The sequence below is a fragment of the Collinsella aerofaciens genome (assembly GCF_025289055.1).
Lineage (GTDB): Bacteria > Actinomycetota > Coriobacteriia > Coriobacteriales > Coriobacteriaceae > Collinsella.
Genome location: NZ_JAESIQ010000008.1, coordinates 26,989 through 43,141, shown reverse-complemented (window position 1 = coordinate 43,141; position 16,153 = coordinate 26,989). Strand labels below are relative to the sequence as shown.

Genomic DNA, 16,153 nt, shown 5'->3' with positions numbered 1-16,153 from the left:
CGTACCCGCTCGCACTCCCCCGCCTTTAATCCAATCCCCACAAAAAGTTGCGGTGGAATACGGAGTAGATGAGACTTTTGCCAGCCAAAACAGTCCGTATTTCACCGCAACTGATGGGCGGGATGGAGTTAGAGGCCCAGATAGGTAGTCATGCCTTCGACGGCGAGCTTGGCGCCGGCTACGGCGTGAACAACCGTCAGCGGGCCGTTAACCACGTCGCCGGCGGCAAAGACGCCAGGCACGGTGGTCATACCGTTCTCATCGACCGAAAGCAGGCCACGATGGTCGGTCTCTAGGCCGCCCGTTGTAAGCACAAGCTTGTCTTTGGGCACCTGCGAAGCTGCAATCACAACTGTGTCGGCAGACGCATGGTCGAGCTCTTCCTCGTAGCCCACCACATTGTTGTCCTCGTCAAAGATAGCCGTTTCGAACACCGGACCGTTATCGTCGATGGCGCAGATCGCCTTGCCGCACACAATCTCGGCACCGTCAAGCTCGGTCAGCTCCACCTCGTCATCGATGGCCGAGATATGGCGCGAGCGGGCATACACGGTGACCTTGCGAGCGCCCGAGCGCAGGGCTGTGCGGGCAACATCCATGGCAACATTGCCGGCACCGATGACCGCCACGTTCTGCCCGATTGCCACGCTCGCGGGATCGACCAGGTAATCGATGCCAAACAGCACGTTGCCGCGCGACTCGCCGGGAATACCCAACTTTCGAGCTCGCCAGGTACCGGTACCAACAAAGACCGCATCGTAGCCGTCGCGCAGCAGGTCATCGATGTGCAACGCGCCGCCGATGGTGGTCGAAGGGCGCACGCGCACGCCGAGCGAGCACATCACGTGGCGGTACTTTTGCACGAGCGCACGGGGCAGGCGGAACTCGGGGATACCGTACTCCAGCACACCGCCGATCTCAGGGCGCTGTTCAAATACCGTGACGGCACAGCCCAGCTGGGCCATCTTAATGGCCACGGTAATACCGGCAGGACCGGAACCGACCACAGCAACCTGTTTGCCGCACGACGGCGCGGGCGTCCACTCCTTACGATCCAAATACGCTGTTGAGATATAGTTCTCGATGCTCGAGAAATGTACGGGTGTGCCCTTGCGGCCCTGGATGCACGCGCCCTCGCACTGGCCCGAATGGTTGCAAACCATGGAGCAGACCGCGCTCATGGGATTGTTCTGGAACAGCAGCTCGCCCGCTTCTTCTAGACGACGCTGTTTGAACAGGTCGATGACCTGCAGAATAGGCGTCTGAACCGGGCAGCCCTTAATCTGACAGAACGCCCTTTTACAACCTAGGCAACGATTCGCCTCTTCGACAATGTGGATAGCCACGCAACTCCCCTTTTTAATGCAATCCAATGGGGGCGACGATAAAGACCCTTCACCGCCGCCCCCATACAGGTAATCTCAATCTGCCGACACGGCAAAAGCCAATGCTATAACTCGCGATGAGAAGCCCCGCAGCGAGCAGACATGTGCTCGAGTGTCGCCAGGCAGTCAGCCGCCGTCGCCGGTACGCTGTTCTCGACCACGCAGGGAATCCCAGGGCAGGCGGCAGCCGCCCAGGCCACCACAGGCTCAAAGTCATATCGTCCCGTCTCGCCCACGCCATGACACACCAGGCGCGAACCCGTACCGTCGCACCATCCGGCTCCGTCCTCGTTATCAACGATCTCAAAATCCTTGGCGTGCAGCACGCGGATCTTACTGCCGCATAAGTAGAGCATGCGCGCGGTGATTTCCTGCGCTTCGTCAACGACACTGGGGTGCAGCAGCGACACTGGGTCATAGATCACGCCGAGCGACGGGCTCGAGACGCGCTCCAGCACCTCACGGCAGCGATCCGGAGTATTAACCGTCTCGTTCCAACCGGGCTCGATCAAAATTTGTCCGCCCACGGCCTCGGCCCGATCGCAGACGTGTGCAAGTCCGTCTGCAAACGCTTCGAGTGCCCCATCGGTCATGCGGTCGTCAGCAACGCGGTTCTGCGCATTGGGGCGACCGGTCTCGGTGCCAACCGGGCATCCGCCGAGCATCTGGGCAAAGTTCAGGCATGCCTCGTACTCGGCAATGTTATCCATGAGCTGTTGGCGATCGGGCGTCGCCAAATTCTTATAGCAGCCGAGCACGGCGACCGAAACGCCCGCCTCGTCGAGCACCGCACGCAAATGGTCGGCAAGCTCGCGGGTCAGGCCGCCTCGATCGATCCCCATCGATGCGTAGAGCACCTTGCTCGGCAGCTGAATGCACGAAAAGCCCAGCTCTCCCGCCATGCGGATGCGTTCCTCGACGGTCCCCTGCGGAAGGTCGTGCAAACGCACACCCGGAGTAATAGCCCCCACGTTATTCACATCCCTTATGAGCGTTGATGCCCGGGGTGTATCCGCCAAACGGGTCCTCGATGGAGCACACGCCCGAGGGGGCGAGCGGATCGCGCTTACCGGCCAGCTTGTCGTGATGCATGGTCTCGATATAGGCAAGCACCAGCGGCGCCACACCCTTTGCATCATTTTTGACCACGGGCTCGCTCATGTAGTAATCAAACGTGCCCTCGCGGTGCGCGGTGTTTCCCAAGCCCGCAACCAGGCAGATGTTGTCGAGCGCCAGCTGCCCGTCACACTCGGACAGGCAGGTTTCGCAGATGCCATCGAAGGCGCGACGGCCGTACTGATAGTAACGCTCGCCCAGCACGCCCAGACGCACGCCCTTCATGATGGCGTTGGCAAAGATGGCGCTGCCCGACTCCTCTAGGTAGTTAGGGGCGATATTGGGCAGGTTGATGACCTGGTGCCACATGCCGGTCTTCTCGTCCTGATACGGCAGCATGGCGTCGATCAGATCGTGGAACATCTTGCGGATCTCGTCCTTCTCGGCTGACATCGAAGGCGGCATGAGCTCCCACGTGTCGATGAGCGCCATGGCGAACCAGCCCTCGGCGCGCAGCCAGAAGTTAGCCGAAAGGCCGGTGACCGGGTCGCACCAGAACTGTTTGCGACTCGCGTCGTAAGCGTGATAGTACAGACCGTTGAGGGGGTTGCGCATCAGGTCATGCACAACCTGGAACATATGGAAGCTGTCCGAGCAGGCACGACGGTTGTGGAAGCTCAGCTCATACTGCATGTAGAACGGCTGCGCCATATACATGCCGTCGAGCCAGATCTGGTTGGGGTAGACGGCCTTGTGCCAAAACACGCCCTCTTTGGTGCGCGGCTGGGTTTCGAGCTGGCGGTAGATGGTATCCATGGCGGCGCGATACTTGGGCTTGCCCACCAGGTCATACAGCTTGTAGAGGGTCTTGCCCGCATTGACGTTATCGAGGTTGTACTCCTGCGGGTTGTAATGCTTGATGGTACCGTCGTCCTGGACAAAGAAATCGATGTAGTCATCGGCGAACGTCAGGTAGCGCTGCTCACCCGTAATCTCATACAGCTCGATGAGCGCCTTGATCATGCAGCCGTCGATATAGTTCCAGGTGTTCTCCTTGCCGGCGCGAATCTTTTCGATATTCCAAGCCGGCGCCTGCGGCGTAGAGGTTTCGATCAACTGCTCGATATAACGGTCCAGGATTTGATTGCAACCCATTGCTGTCCCCTCTGACATAAACGATAGGTGAACGTTACCCTTAGTGTAACGCGAACGGGGAATATAGGGTGAACGTTAACCCTATATTCCCCGCAAACGGCAGACTTTTAGCGGCAAACGGCGGTGAGACCCGCGGCGATGCGATGCGCCAGGCGCTCATAGCCGGCAGGACTGTAATGCAGACCGTCCGGCATATAGAGCTCGCGGTGCTCTGGCAAAAACGGGCTGATGCCACTTTGCGCATACAGGTCAATCACCGGAACGGAGTAGCGGTCGCAGACTTCGAGCATCGCCCGCACGTAGGCGACCTGCGTCAACCCCAGGTGATTGAGCTCATCGCTTGCCGGGATATCCTTCTCGTGCTTACCGCTCGTCTTGCACGGCGTCATAAACACGAGCTTTGCCCGAGGCGAGCGTGCCGTGATGGTGCGGATCAGGTAATCGAGCGCACCGTAGAACTCATGCACATCGGTACTGCCCAACTCGCCAAGCGGCACGTTGCGGCTAAAGTCGTTGACGCCGCCAAAGACAATGTAGATATCGGCCGCATCGTCGATACCGTCCAGGCGCTCGACAAACGAATCGCTGCGGTCGGCCTTGACGGCGATACGCGAGCCCTTGATGCCAAAGTTCTCGATGACCGCGCCTCCCAGCAACGCGCCCAGATGCGAGGTCCACGAGATGTCGTTGCCTCCCCCACCGCAGCCGTTGTCGCCCCAGGTCGTTGAGTCGCCAAAGCAGCAAATGGTCGATTCACTCAAGCTCTTCGTTTCCATAATCTTCTCCTCATCCGCCCATTGGCGGCCATACAGGTACGTACCGTTTATTTGCAGCATGCCGAGGGGCTATGCACGGTCGCATTTCGCAACGTGCGAATCGAGCCATTCGATATCCTCGACAAGATGTGTCACTCCCAGATGGTGTCCACCCGGACACACCTCGTGCCGCAGAGCATCTCTGCGGCCCAGCAACTTGTAGGCATCGCGCACGATCTTGAGCTGTTCATCGACATTTTTCAGCCCGCGCGAACCGTTCAGATGATCTTCTTCGCAGCTCTGCACTAACAACGGGCGTGGCGCAATAAGCGAGGCAATATCGCCCATGTCGAGCAAGCGCCAAAGTCCGGGTGTGTAGTTGCAGCTGCAATTGCCGTTGAGGTGCAGCAGCGAATCATCGACACCGTACAGGTAGCCCGAGACAAACGTCTTGCATACGCGTGGGTCGAGCGCCGCCAGATACAGCGTCATGTATCCGCCGCCCGAAAAGCCAAAACAGCCCAGGTCGTCCATGGCAATGTCGCCGCGCGCCTCTAGGTAATCGATCAGACGCATGTTATCCCAGGCGTTGAGACCCGCAACGGTAAGTCCCAGCGGCTCGGCCATGCGCGCCTGGTTTAGGCACGTGCCGCGCAGAAAGCTGTTCTCGTCATCGCCCTGGCCCTTCCAGTCACGACGGTATCCCCAACCGCGTGCGTCGGGGCAGACGGTCACGTAACCCATACGCGCCAAACGCAGACCGTAGTCGAAATTGAACTTACGCACAGCATCATCGACCGCCGGCACGCCCGTCACGCCCGCAACACTTGCGGCGCCTGCTCCCTGATGGCCATGCGGGCAGATATAGCAACACTTGCGGCCGTGTGCATCGAGCTTAGGCGACTGCGGCTCGAGCAGGTAGAACGGCATCCAAACATCGCGCTCGACCTGCAACATCGCATGGGTGCGCACGATGCCGCCGGCAACCCGCACGCGGCTGAGCTCACGAATCTCAATCGGGACGCGGTCCATAAGCGAAAGGCCCAAAACATCGTACAGACGAGTCCTGGTCGCAATCTTCCATGCCTCAAAATCTGCAGGAGTCTTGCCCGTAAAAGCAGCCGAACGCCCCTCGCGCTTCAGCCGGGCACGCAGCGCAGGTTCGTCTTCGCAGTACGTCTCGATGTGCACGGTGCGGCCGTTGGCAGACAGTTCAGCCGTCTCAACCGCATCACCGTCGCCGCCCTCGGGATCCCAGCCATCCCCACCGGCAAGCACCTGCTCGCGAGCGTACCCGGCGGCAGCCATCACATCGAGTTCATTCGCCCACGGCACCCAGCCGGTAGTATCACCCGCCGGCCCATGCAGAATCGCGCCAGCATACTGCACGCAGTTGTGTGCCGCCGGCTTATTCCAATCCCACCAGCCTTCGCGCTTGATATGTCGCCCCAGCCAGCAATCGATCAGCACAGTTTGCGCCCATTCGCGCCAAGGACGACCCAGGTAGACCGAATCCGGCGCCACGCCATCCGGAGCTGTAAACGAACAGCCGTGGAACACAAAGCCGTGCGGCTCGCCTTCGGGCGTCGACGCCGCCGTCACGTAGCCGTTCACGTCCATATCGCGGTTGAGCGAGCGAATCTCGCACCCCTCAAAGTAGGCACGCGCGCCGCCAAAGATAAAGTCGACATCGCCCTCGATCCGGCAACGTCGAAAATACTGGCGCCCCACCCGGCGCGGCGCATACTGTTTGGGTCCTATAAACCCGCCCGGTTTGGCCTCATGCGGCGGCAGCGGACCCAAAAACAGCGTGTCTTGGTGTCCCTTAATGCAGCAGGCATCGACAACCAGACGGTCGCCATCAGCATACAGGGCAATCGCTTGACCGACCTCGCGCCCATCGCCCGCATCGTTTTCGATCGTGAGGTTCTCGAGCCGTACGTCGTCGGCATCGACCAAAACGGTATAGGTCCTAAACGTGCCGAGCGTGCCGTCGACGCCCGAGCCGTCCTCCGAAGGCATCTTGGCACCCAGGCTGCCCACGATACGCACGCTGTCGGCCGTCTCTCCCTCAATCGTCACATGCGAGCGATGAATCTCGACCCGCTCGCAATACTCGCCCGGATCGACGCGAATCATCACCGGTTGCTCGGCATCCGGATAGAGCTGATCGGCTGCCGCCAAGGCATCGGAAATCGTTGGATACGCTCCTGCCGCAGCCCTCGAAACGCGCAGCGTATAGATACTTTCGCTCATCGTCCATCACGCTCCCATGCAACGAACTGCTCGGGCCAACCCTGAACCTGTGGCTGAATATGCTCGGCGCAGCCCTTAAATGCCGTTTGGGCCGTGGCGAGCGATGCCCCATGCTTTCCATGCGGAAAGACATGTAGGCTAAAGCCAATCCCGTGGTCGGCAAGAGCCTGCGCAAGAAGGAGGCTATTTTGAACTGGTACCGATGCATCCTCGGCGGTATGCCACAAGAACGTACGGGGGAAGCCATCGCCCACCATATTCTCGATCGACAACTTTTGAGCCAAAGCGCCATCGGCACCCGTTAGGTGTTCAAACGAACCACGATGAGCATAGGCCCCCGAGCTTACGACCGGATAGCCCAAGCAAAGTGTGTCAGGCCGAATCGACTCAGGCGATGCCGAAATCGACTCTGCAAGCCAGGGTTGGTCCCAAAGCGCCCCGAGCAAGCCAACTAGATGCCCACCGGCCGAAAAACCCATGACCGTAATCCGATCAGGATCGACACAGTACTCTGCCGCATGGCTTCGGACGGTATCGACCGCCCGCGCGAGTTCTTGCAATGCCAGCGGATAGACAGCCGGAGCAACCGAATAGTTCAGTACAAACGCTTGGTAGCCCATCGCCAACAAACGGAGCGCTACCGGCTCGCCTTCGCGCGGCGAAACGTGATCGTAGCCGCCTCCTGGCACGACCACAACTGCAGGCAGCGGTTTTAAAGCATAAGCATCTTCGGTCGGGGCAAAAACATAAGACGTAATCGTGGCAGACGAGCCATCGACCCCGACAGGAATCGTTTTATTGAGCATGTATTCCCTTTCACCATGATGCGTAGCGCAGCGCACACGGCCGTATCGCACAAGGGCTGCATTGCCGATTTATCCGACAATGCAGCCCTGGTCATCAACCCGAGTTAGGAACGGACAACCTTGTCGACGTTCTGGAGCTGCAGTTCCTCGCCGTCCTGGCCCTCGATCACCACATTTTGCAGGTCGAGTACCTTGACGTTTTGCGCGATGATGCCCTGGCGCACCATGGGCTCAACGCCGCAGGCCATGGCCGGGACAAAGGGCTCGGCATCCGGCGCGAAGGTCACGTGGACATCCTGGAACGTCAGGCGCGTCACTTTGCTCTCGGGCAGGCCCGTGATGTAAGCAGCAGCCGCGTGGCAGTTAGTAGCCTCGATATCACAAAACGTCGTGGCACCAAAGCCAGGTGTGCGGTCGTCGACGGGCAGTGCCTCGCGAGACTGCACGTAGTCGGTCTTGCCGTCCTTGTCGCAGAAGTAGAACGAGTTGACCACGAAGGGCGTAAGCACCTCGTCCATACGAATGTGCTCGAAGGTGATGCCCTCGTTGACGGCGTCCTTGCCGCGACCGCGGCGGGTCTTGACGCGCAGGCCGCGGTCGGTGCGCTCAAAGAGGCACTTGCTCACGGTAAGGTCCTTGATGCCGCCGGCAGCCTCTGAACCCAGGACCACGGCGCCGTGACCATCGTGCATGTAGCAGTGAGAGATCAGCACGTCGTGCGTGGCGGGACGAAGCTCGGGCTCAATGCCCAGCTTGCCGCTCTTGACGGCGATGCAGTCGTCACCCACCGAGAACTGGCAGCCCAAGATGCGGACAAAGCCGCAGCTCTCAGGATCGAAGCCGTCGGTGTTGTGGGAGTTCTTGGGACCCTCGATGGACAGGCAGAGCGCATCGACGTGCTCGCACAGGATGGGGTGGATGTTCCACGCCGGGCTGTTGCGGACGGTGAAGCCGGCAAGGCTCACGTTTTGGCACTCGGACAGGAAGATCATGCGCGGACGGGCGACCTCGCGGCCCTCCTCCGGGCGAAAGATGTTCTTAAAGTCCTTGTTCCACCAGTTGTCCTCGGCAAAATCGGTCTGACCGTCAATCGCGCCGCGACCATAGATGCACACGTCGTGCACGCCCAGACCCGTAAAGGTAGAACAGTAGGTCGAGAAGCTCTCCCCCTCCCAGCGGCCCAGGGGCAGCATATCGGTACCGGCATAACCGGCGCCCTCGTTGCCCGTGACCGTTCCCGGAATGTAGGCAAGCGCGGCACGATCGTGGCGGGCCAGCAGCACCGCTCCCTCGGCGAGCTCGATGTTGATATTGCTCTTAAGGAAGAGAGACTTGATGCGATAACTACCGGCGGGGATCAGCACGCGGCCACCCTTGGGGCAGGCCATGATGGCAGCCTGGATGTTGGTGGTGTCATCATGCTCGGCATCGCCCTTGGCGCCACAGTCGCGAACGTTGATGGTAAAGGGCTCAGCCGGCGTGGTGACACCTACGCTCAGCTCACGCTCGCCACAGACAAAACGGACCAGGTTGCGCTTGCCGGGGGTCAGGCCGTCGACATAGGTCTCGACCGTATTCGTGGTACCGGCGGGCTCGTCGTTGACAAAGATCTCCCACGTATCGGCGCAGGTAAAGTAACCGCCGTCGTCAAGCTCGATAACCGCCGCGCGCGCGTTGCGCCAGATAACGTTCGTCTCCATGGGTTTCTCCCTCAAAAAGATGCTCTAAAGGCAAATTGTACGCTGTTGAAAAAGGGCCGTGCCTGCCGGCGGAATTCCGGTGGCACGGCCCTGTGATTTGGACGATATGTCGGCCTTACTCGGCGGGAGTTACGCTACCGTCCTGGAAGCCAACGTTGTTGTGGGCAAAGCAGTCCTCGTACTTAAAGCCGGAGAGCTCCTCGCAAAGCGCCTTGACCTCGGGCTTGACGTCGGCCATCTTGCCACCCTCCTTGACTCGGTGAATCTCGTCGCAAAGGACGTCGCACTGCTCCTTGTCGATCTTGATGCCGCGGGCAAGGACGGCCGCAAGCAGGAAGAAGCCGGCGCAGCCGATGATCATGTAGCCGCAGATATACAGAGGCACGGTAGCGGGCTGGGTCACGGCGTCGCTATTGCCGGCGGTCTGAATGAAGCCGGAGGCAGCAAGGACGATAGCCCACACGTTGACGGCGATAGCCTGGGCGATCTGCTGGCAGAGCTGCTGCGCGGAGCTGTAGATGCCCTCGCGACGACGCAGGGTGATGAGCTCATCGACATCGGGGATGTAGTTGAGCAGAACATCGGGCAGGTACTGGAAGCCGACGTAGAAGAACTTCCAGATGGCGAAGATGATGGGGTAGGCGATCATGGCGATGGCGACCGTGGAGGTGCCATTGATCTGACCAAAGGCGAAGTAGTTGTAGGCGATGATGCACGCAGCGCAACCGACGTTGGCCAGGTACCAAGACTTGTGGAAGCCCTTCTTGGCCATGAGAGCGACCCAGATGGCGGTGCAGACGATAGCGACGACCTTGCCAGGCATCTCCATCACGGACTCGTAGGACTTAGGAATCTGCAGGCAGTAGACGATGAAGAAGGACAGGCAGGCAGACCAGCAGGCAGCAGCGAGCTTCGTGGAGACCTGTGCGTACAGGACCTTGCGGAAGGACTTGTTGCGGAAGGTGGAGATTACGTCGATGAAGAACTTCTTGATACCCTCGCCGACGCTCTCGATCTTCTCCTGAGCGACCTCCTCGGGGGTGTGCTCCCACGTGGACAGGTACACGCAGAGCAGCGAGATTGCCATGACCGAAGCGTTGATCGTAGCGATGATGAAGTAGCTGAACGGGTTGGTCTCGCCGAAGGTGCCAAAGCCGAAGCCCACAAGTGCAGCCATCAGGAAGCCGGCGGCGTTACCAAAGAGATGCTTGTAGCCGGTGAGGTACGTACGCTCCTTGAAGTCGTCGGTCATCTCGATGGTAAGCGGCGACAGGTTGGCGGTGCAGAACGTATACGCGACGTTGTAGATCAGGTACAGCACAAAGTAGTACGGGAAGCCAAACGGCGTAGCCACGAAGATGAGCGGCTCGGCGATCATCATCGGGATGGCCAGCAAGATCCAGAAACGACGACGACCAAAGATGCGGCCAATCTTGGTGGCATAGAAGTTATCGGCCACAAAGCCCATCAGCGGGCAAAGAATAGCGTTGACATAGATGGCAAACGAGCTGATCAGTGCAGCCTCGCCTGCGGACAGGCCACACTCCGTGGACAGGAACAGCACCATGTAGCTGTGCGTAAAGGTCAGGGCACCGGAATTGAGCATACCGCCCATACCAAAGCCCAAGCGCGTCCAGAATGTGATCTTACGCTTTTTTCCGATCTTATTAGTCATCGAGCTCCCTCTCTTTTCTCGATTGTCTTGTAACAAGACATTTGAGTCCACACTGACATCTGTCTGCCCAGCATTCAGGGTGAACGTTTAGTTAGATTATGCGCGATTGCTTACGACAGGTGAACGTTCACTTGCATATTATCCCCGAACGGTCGATTATTACCGCCGAACGGACACAATTGAGATCCTCACACCTATTTTCTGCTGGTAAGGGTGCCATGCTGGACAGCCATGAGATAGGTGAACGTTTATCAGATTTTCCAACATATTCACTTAACCACGAAGCGAAAAAGCCCCGCCGGGATCACTCCCAACGGGGCAGACGACATCTCGCTATGCTTGGGCGCACTTGCCGCTACAAGCAGACGCCGTCCTTCCAGATACTGATCTCGTGACAGCCACGGCGCTCAGCACTCGTGAGCTTACCGCTCGCCGTCTCCAGCACCAGCTGGTACAGATCGTGGGCAGCCTCGTCGAGCGTGCGCTCACCCGTGGCAATCACGCCAGCGTTAAAGTCCATCCAGTTGGCCTTGTGGTCGCACAAACGCTGATTGGTGAACACCTTGAGCGTAGGCGCCGGCGCGCCAAACGGTGTGCCGCGGCCGGTCGAGAACAGAATCACGTGGCAGCCGGCAGCCGTCAACGCCGTGGTGGATACCATGTCGTTGCCCGGACCGCACAGCATGTTCAGGCCGTGTTTATTTGCCTGGCCGGCATACGGCAGCACGTCGACGATGGGGGCAGATCCGCCCTTTTGCACGCAGCCGCAGCTCTTGTCCTCGAGCGTGGTAATACCGCCGTCCTTGTTGCCGGGACTCGGGTTCTCATAAACGACCTCGCCGTGGCTAATAAAGTAGTCCTTAAAGCCATTGAGCATGTCGGAGGCAGCGTTAAAGACCTGCTCGTTCTCGCAACGGTCGAGCAGGATGCTCTCCGCGCCAAACATCTCGGGCACCTCGGTAAGCACCGACGTGCCGCCGCGGGCGACAACCATATCACTCACGCGACCGATTGTGGGATTGGCGGTAATGCCCGAAAGGCCGTCGGAGCCGCCGCACTTAAGTCCAATAACCAGCTCGGAGGCCGGAATGGGCTCGCGCTTGGCCTGCTTGGCGAGGTCTGCCAGTTCGGCCAGAATCTTGTGGCCCTCGATCTGCTCGTCGGCTACATCCTGGCAGGTGAGAAAACGAACGCGCTCGTGATCGAAGTCACCGAGCTCGTCGAGCACCTGCTGGTGTGTGCAGTTCTCGCAACCGAGCGACAGGAACAGCACGCCGGCCGCATTAGGGTGACGCGAGAGCGCCACCAGCAGACGACGGGTCTGGGCATGGTCGGCGCCGGTCTGCGAGCAACCGAACGGATGCGGGAAGTAGTAGACGCCCTCCAGCGAGCCATCGACCAGATCCTGGGCCTGCTCGCACATGGCACGGGCGACTTCGTTGACACAGCCGACCGTGGGGATGATCCACAGCTCGTTGCGCGTCGCGGCACGACCGTCGGCGCGGCGGAACCCCATAAAGGTCTCGGGCTCAACCGGCTCAACGACCGGATGTGTGGGGTTGTAGGTATACTCGACCTCGCCCGAAAGGTTGGTCTTCATATTGTGCGTGTGAAGCCACTGACCGGGCTGGACATCGCCCGTCACATGACCGATAGGAAGGCCGTACTTAATGACGTCCTCGCCGGCGGCAATCGAGCGCACAGCCATCTTGTGGCCTTGCGGAATATCCTCTGCGGCCACGACCTCGCCCACCCCGGGAACCGCGACGGCAGTGCCCTTGGCAAGCGGCGACAGCGCAACGATCACGTTATCGGCCGGATTGATCTGGATAGTATTCATTACAAATGGTCCTAACCCTACAGGTTGAGCAGAAGTCGAAGCGCGGGCATGCCGTCCCGCGCCCGCGTCCGCGCCGGAAATTTACGCCTGAGCGTTGGCGAAGGCCTGCTTGGCGCCCTCGGCACGCACGACGGCGAGCGCACTGACGACAAACTCCTCAAGACCGGCGATCTGCGTAAGGTCCTCGCCCCACATCTGCTCGTTGGTGAGCACGTCGTGCACCAGCTGGGCATCGTCGGCGCCGGCATGGGCGGCGTAGAAGTCGAGCACGAAGGCGTCGTCCTGAGCGGTGTACTCGGTGCCGTCGGAGCGACGCAGGTGCAGGCCGTCGCCCTCGCGGGACACGAGCTCCTGCGTGTAGAAGGAGATGAGCGTAGCGAGGCTCGTCGCCAGGCACTTGGGCAGGTTGCCGGTCTCGGCAACGTAGTCCTTGAGCGTGGGCAGGTCGCGAGCGCGCCACTTAGCCGTGGAGTTGAGGCAGATGGAGAGCAGCGCATGATCAATAAACGGGTTGTCGAAGCGGTTTTCGACGGCGGCGGCAAAGGCCTTGCAGTCCTCGACATCTAAGTCGGCGGCAAGCGTCGGAATGACCTCGTCGTAGAGCATGGTGTTCATGAAGCCGCGAATGGTCTCGTCATGCATGCAGTCGCGCACGATATCAAAGCCGGCAACCCAGGAACCCGGAACGAAGGCGGTGTGGGCACCGTTGAGGATGCGGACCTTGCGCTTTTTGTACGGGGTGACGTCGGGAGTCACAAAGACACCCGGAAGACCAGCCTTCACAAAGGGAAGCTTCTCGGCAAGCGACTCGTCACCCTGGATGCCCCACATCTGGAAGGGCTCGCGCACGGCCAGGAAGGGATCCTCGTAGCCCAGACGCTCAGCCACCGCGGCGGCCTCGGATGCGTCGCGGATACGACCCGGTACGATGGTGTCGACGAGCGTGGTGCAGACGGTGCAGTCGTTAGCCATCCACTGCGCAAACTCGTCCTCCCAGCCCCAGTCGCTCACATACTGGTTCATGATGCGCAGCAACTCCTCGCCGTTGTGATCGATGAGCTCGCAGGCGAGGACGATGACGCCCGGCTTACCGGCAGCCCAGCGGGTGTGGAGCACCTGGGCAAGCTTGGCGGGGAAGCTCGCAGGTGGCATGTCGTCGGCCTTGCAGGACGGGTCATAGGCGATACCGGCCTCGGTGGTGTTGGAGACGATGATCTCTAGGTCGTCGGAGACAGCGACCTCCATCATGGCGCGGTAGTCGTCCTCACGATACGGGTTAAGGCAGCGGCTGCAGGCGCTGATCACGCGGGACTCGTCAACCGTGTTGCCGTTCTCCTTGCCGCGCACCAGCACGGTGTACAGATCGTCCTGGGCATTGATACCGTCGGCAAAGCCAAAGGCACCGCTGATGGGCTGCACCATGACGACCTTGCCGTTCCAGCCGGTGGCCTCGTTGCCCATGTCAAAGAAGCGGTCGACGAAGGCGCGCAGGAAATTGCCCTCGCCAAACTGTAGAACCTTCTCGGGAGCGTCCTTGGGCAGCAGATAGCCCTTGTAGCCGATCTTCTCGAGCGCATCGTAGCTGATGTTCTCCATCTGTGTCTCTCCTTAGATAGCTGTTAGCGTGCAAGCAAAACGGGGGCGCCGTGTGTGGCAACGGCGCTCCCGTGTTCGATGTGATTCGATGCGGGCTTAGGCCTCGACGGTGTCCAGGTCAAAGCCAAAGTAGCGGACCGCATTGTTGTAGCTGATGTCGCGCACAACCTCGCCCAGCAGCTCCATGTCGGCCGGGTACTTGCCCTGCTCGACCCACTCGCCGATCACGCTGCACAGCACGCGACGGAAGTACTCGTGGCGCGGATAGGACAGGAAGGAGCGGGAATCGGTAAGCATGCCCACAAAGTTGCCCAACACGCCCTCGTTAGCCAGAGCCGTAAGCTGCTCGCGCATGCCGACCTCGTTGTCGTTGAACCACCAGGCGGAGCCGTTCTGGATCTTACCGGCAGTCGGAGCCTCCTGGAAGCAGCCCATGACGGTATCGATCATGGTGTTATCGATGGGGTTCAGGCTGTACAGGATGGTCTTGGGCAGGCCGCAGGTCTCCTGGATGGAGTTGAGGAAATCGGCGAGCTGGTCGGACGGCGTGTAGTTGGAGATGCAGTCGTAGCCGGTGTCGGGACCGAGCTTGGCGAACATGGCGCGGTTGTTGTCGCGCTTGCAGCCAAAGTGCAGCTGCATGGCCCAGCCCAGACGGACATACTCACCGGCAACGAACTGCATAAAGGCAGTCTTGTACTTGAGGACTTCTTCCTCGGTGAGCGGCTCAGCAGCCAGGCCCTTGGCAAAGATGGCCTCGATCTCGTCGGCGGTAGCCGGGACGTACATGACGTAATCGAGTGCGTGGTCGGAGGCGCGGCAGCCCAGCTCGTGAGCAACGTCGTAGCGCTTGGAAATGGCAGCCTTCATGCCCTCAAAGTCGCTGACCTCAACGCCGGCAACCTCGGAAAGGTGCTTGCAGTAGTCGGCAAACTCCTGGCCGCGCTCGATGCGCAAAGCGGCATCGGGGCGCATGGCGGGAACGATCTGAACGTCAAAGCTGTCGTCGGCGGCAATCTTCTTGTGCCACTCAAAGCTGTCGGCGGGGTCGTCGGTAGTGCAGATCATGCGGACGTTGGACTGCTTGATCAGGTTGCGGCAGGTAAAGCTAGCCTCAGCGAGCTTGGCGTTGGCAAGGTCCCAGACCTCCTGGGCAGTCTTGCCATTGAGGACGCCCTCGTAGCCAAAGTAGCGCTTAAGCTCCAGGTGGCTCCACTCAAAGACGGGGTTGCCAACGCAGCGACCCAGGGTCTCGGCCCACTTTTGGAACTTCTCGCGAGCAGGGGCGTCGCCAGTGATAAAACGCTCGTCGACGCCGTTGGCGCGCATCAGGCGCCACTTGTAGTGGTCGCCGCCCAGCCAAACCTCGGTGATGTTCTCGAAACGCTTGTCCTCCCAAATCTCCTTGGGAGAAATGTGGCAGTGATAGTCGACGATGGGCATGCCCTCGGCAAAGTTGTGGAACAGCTCCTCACCGGTCTTGGTGCTCAGCAGGAAATCCTGATCGTCCATAAAGTTTTTCATCAAACAGCCCCTTTGCTGGCAACGCGGGCGCACGGCGCGCTCGTTATCCTTTAGGTGAACGTTCACCATACTAATCCATTACGACTCAAAAGGTGAACGTTCACCTAACAACCATGGGGTGAACGGTAGGTTTTGCCCGTTCAACGGTTGCCGGAGCTGTGACTTGCATGCATTGCGGACCGGTTGGCGTCCCCGAACACCGAACTTGAGCGCTTTTGCTCAGGTGGGTCATGTCCCGACGTACATTTTTGGGAGTATTCAGCATTGGAGCGCGCCGTGCGCCATCCTCAGCGTCCTATTTGGAACGCAGATAGCGCCCGATCGGCATAAAAAGTGCCCCCGATGGCAAATTACGCCATCGGGGGCACTTAAAACAGTCGTTCTGCACCTCATTCAGGGCATGCC

11 protein-coding genes are annotated in these 16,153 nt (G+C 59.9%); all 11 read right to left on the bottom strand.

Annotation, left to right across the window (positions count from 1 at the left end):
• Window positions 1-128 precede the first annotated feature (128 nt).
• Window positions 129-1,346, bottom strand: coding sequence for an FAD-dependent oxidoreductase (locus JMJ97_RS03640; protein ID WP_260699195.1), 1,218 nt, complete (start codon window positions 1,344-1,346; stop codon window positions 129-131).
• 104 nt (window positions 1,347-1,450) lie between these two features.
• Window positions 1,451-2,356, bottom strand: a complete 906-nt coding sequence (locus tag JMJ97_RS03635; RefSeq protein WP_260699194.1) for a sugar phosphate isomerase/epimerase family protein — start codon at window positions 2,354-2,356, stop codon at window positions 1,451-1,453.
• Window position 2,357: 1 nt separating this feature from the next.
• On the bottom strand, window positions 2,358-3,596 hold the full coding sequence (locus tag JMJ97_RS03630; protein WP_138114068.1) for a glycoside hydrolase family 88/105 protein: 1,239 nt from the start codon (window positions 3,594-3,596) through the stop codon (window positions 2,358-2,360).
• A 107-nt stretch (window positions 3,597-3,703) separates the two neighbouring features.
• The gene (locus tag JMJ97_RS03625) at window positions 3,704-4,372 is read right to left on the bottom strand and encodes an SGNH/GDSL hydrolase family protein (protein ID WP_230317544.1); all 669 of its coding nucleotides are present in this window, start codon (window positions 4,370-4,372) and stop codon (window positions 3,704-3,706) included.
• Window positions 4,373-4,441: 69 nt separating this feature from the next.
• Window positions 4,442-6,607: a pectinesterase family protein gene (locus JMJ97_RS03620; RefSeq protein WP_260699193.1), complete on the bottom strand. Its 2,166-nt coding sequence runs from the start codon at window positions 6,605-6,607 to the stop codon at window positions 4,442-4,444.
• Entirely contained in the window at window positions 6,604-7,413 is an 810-nt protein-coding gene (locus tag JMJ97_RS03615; RefSeq protein ID WP_006234764.1) for an alpha/beta hydrolase, read from the bottom strand. The genes JMJ97_RS03620 and JMJ97_RS03615 overlap by 4 nt, the downstream gene beginning before the upstream one ends.
• A 104-nt stretch (window positions 7,414-7,517) precedes the next feature.
• Complete coding sequence (locus JMJ97_RS03610) at window positions 7,518-9,113, bottom strand: glycoside hydrolase family 28 protein (protein WP_260699192.1); 1,596 nt, start codon at window positions 9,111-9,113, stop codon at window positions 7,518-7,520.
• Window positions 9,114-9,228: 115 nt separating this feature from the next.
• The gene (locus JMJ97_RS03605; protein ID WP_055285984.1) at window positions 9,229-10,788 is read right to left on the bottom strand and encodes an MFS transporter; all 1,560 of its coding nucleotides are present in this window, start codon (window positions 10,786-10,788) and stop codon (window positions 9,229-9,231) included.
• 355 nt (window positions 10,789-11,143) lie between these two features.
• Window positions 11,144-12,628: a UxaA family hydrolase gene (locus JMJ97_RS03600; RefSeq protein WP_260699191.1), complete on the bottom strand. Its 1,485-nt coding sequence runs from the start codon at window positions 12,626-12,628 to the stop codon at window positions 11,144-11,146.
• 81 nt (window positions 12,629-12,709) lie between these two features.
• Window positions 12,710-14,224, bottom strand: coding sequence for a tagaturonate reductase (locus tag JMJ97_RS03595; RefSeq protein ID WP_195543842.1), 1,515 nt, complete (start codon window positions 14,222-14,224; stop codon window positions 12,710-12,712).
• 96 nt (window positions 14,225-14,320) lie between these two features.
• Window positions 14,321-15,748 carry a glucuronate isomerase gene (uxaC, locus tag JMJ97_RS03590; protein WP_250786875.1) on the bottom strand — a complete coding sequence of 476 codons (1,428 nt, stop codon included), beginning with the start codon at window positions 15,746-15,748 and terminating at the stop codon, window positions 14,321-14,323.
• Between the last annotated feature and the right edge of the window lie 405 nt (window positions 15,749-16,153).

Excerpts from the sequence above, each read along its gene's own strand:
- JMJ97_RS03620 (WP_260699193.1), bottom strand. The coding sequence starts at position 6,607 with ATGAGCGAAAGTATCTATACGCTGCGCGTTTCGAGGGCTGCGGCAGGA.
- JMJ97_RS03605 (WP_055285984.1), bottom strand. The coding sequence starts at position 10,788 with ATGACTAATAAGATCGGAAAAAAGCGTAAGATCACATTCTGGACGCGC.
- JMJ97_RS03615 (WP_006234764.1), bottom strand. The coding sequence starts at position 7,413 with ATGCTCAATAAAACGATTCCTGTCGGGGTCGATGGCTCGTCTGCCACG.
- JMJ97_RS03625 (WP_230317544.1), bottom strand. The coding sequence starts at position 4,372 with ATGGAAACGAAGAGCTTGAGTGAATCGACCATTTGCTGCTTTGGCGAC.
- uxaC (WP_250786875.1), bottom strand. The coding sequence starts at position 15,748 with ATGAAAAACTTTATGGACGATCAGGATTTCCTGCTGAGCACCAAGACC.
- JMJ97_RS03610 (WP_260699192.1), bottom strand. The coding sequence starts at position 9,113 with ATGGAGACGAACGTTATCTGGCGCAACGCGCGCGCGGCGGTTATCGAG.
- JMJ97_RS03595 (WP_195543842.1), bottom strand. The coding sequence starts at position 14,224 with ATGGAGAACATCAGCTACGATGCGCTCGAGAAGATCGGCTACAAGGGC.
- JMJ97_RS03630 (WP_138114068.1), bottom strand. The coding sequence starts at position 3,596 with ATGGGTTGCAATCAAATCCTGGACCGTTATATCGAGCAGTTGATCGAA.
- JMJ97_RS03600 (WP_260699191.1), bottom strand. The coding sequence starts at position 12,628 with ATGAATACTATCCAGATCAATCCGGCCGATAACGTGATCGTTGCGCTG.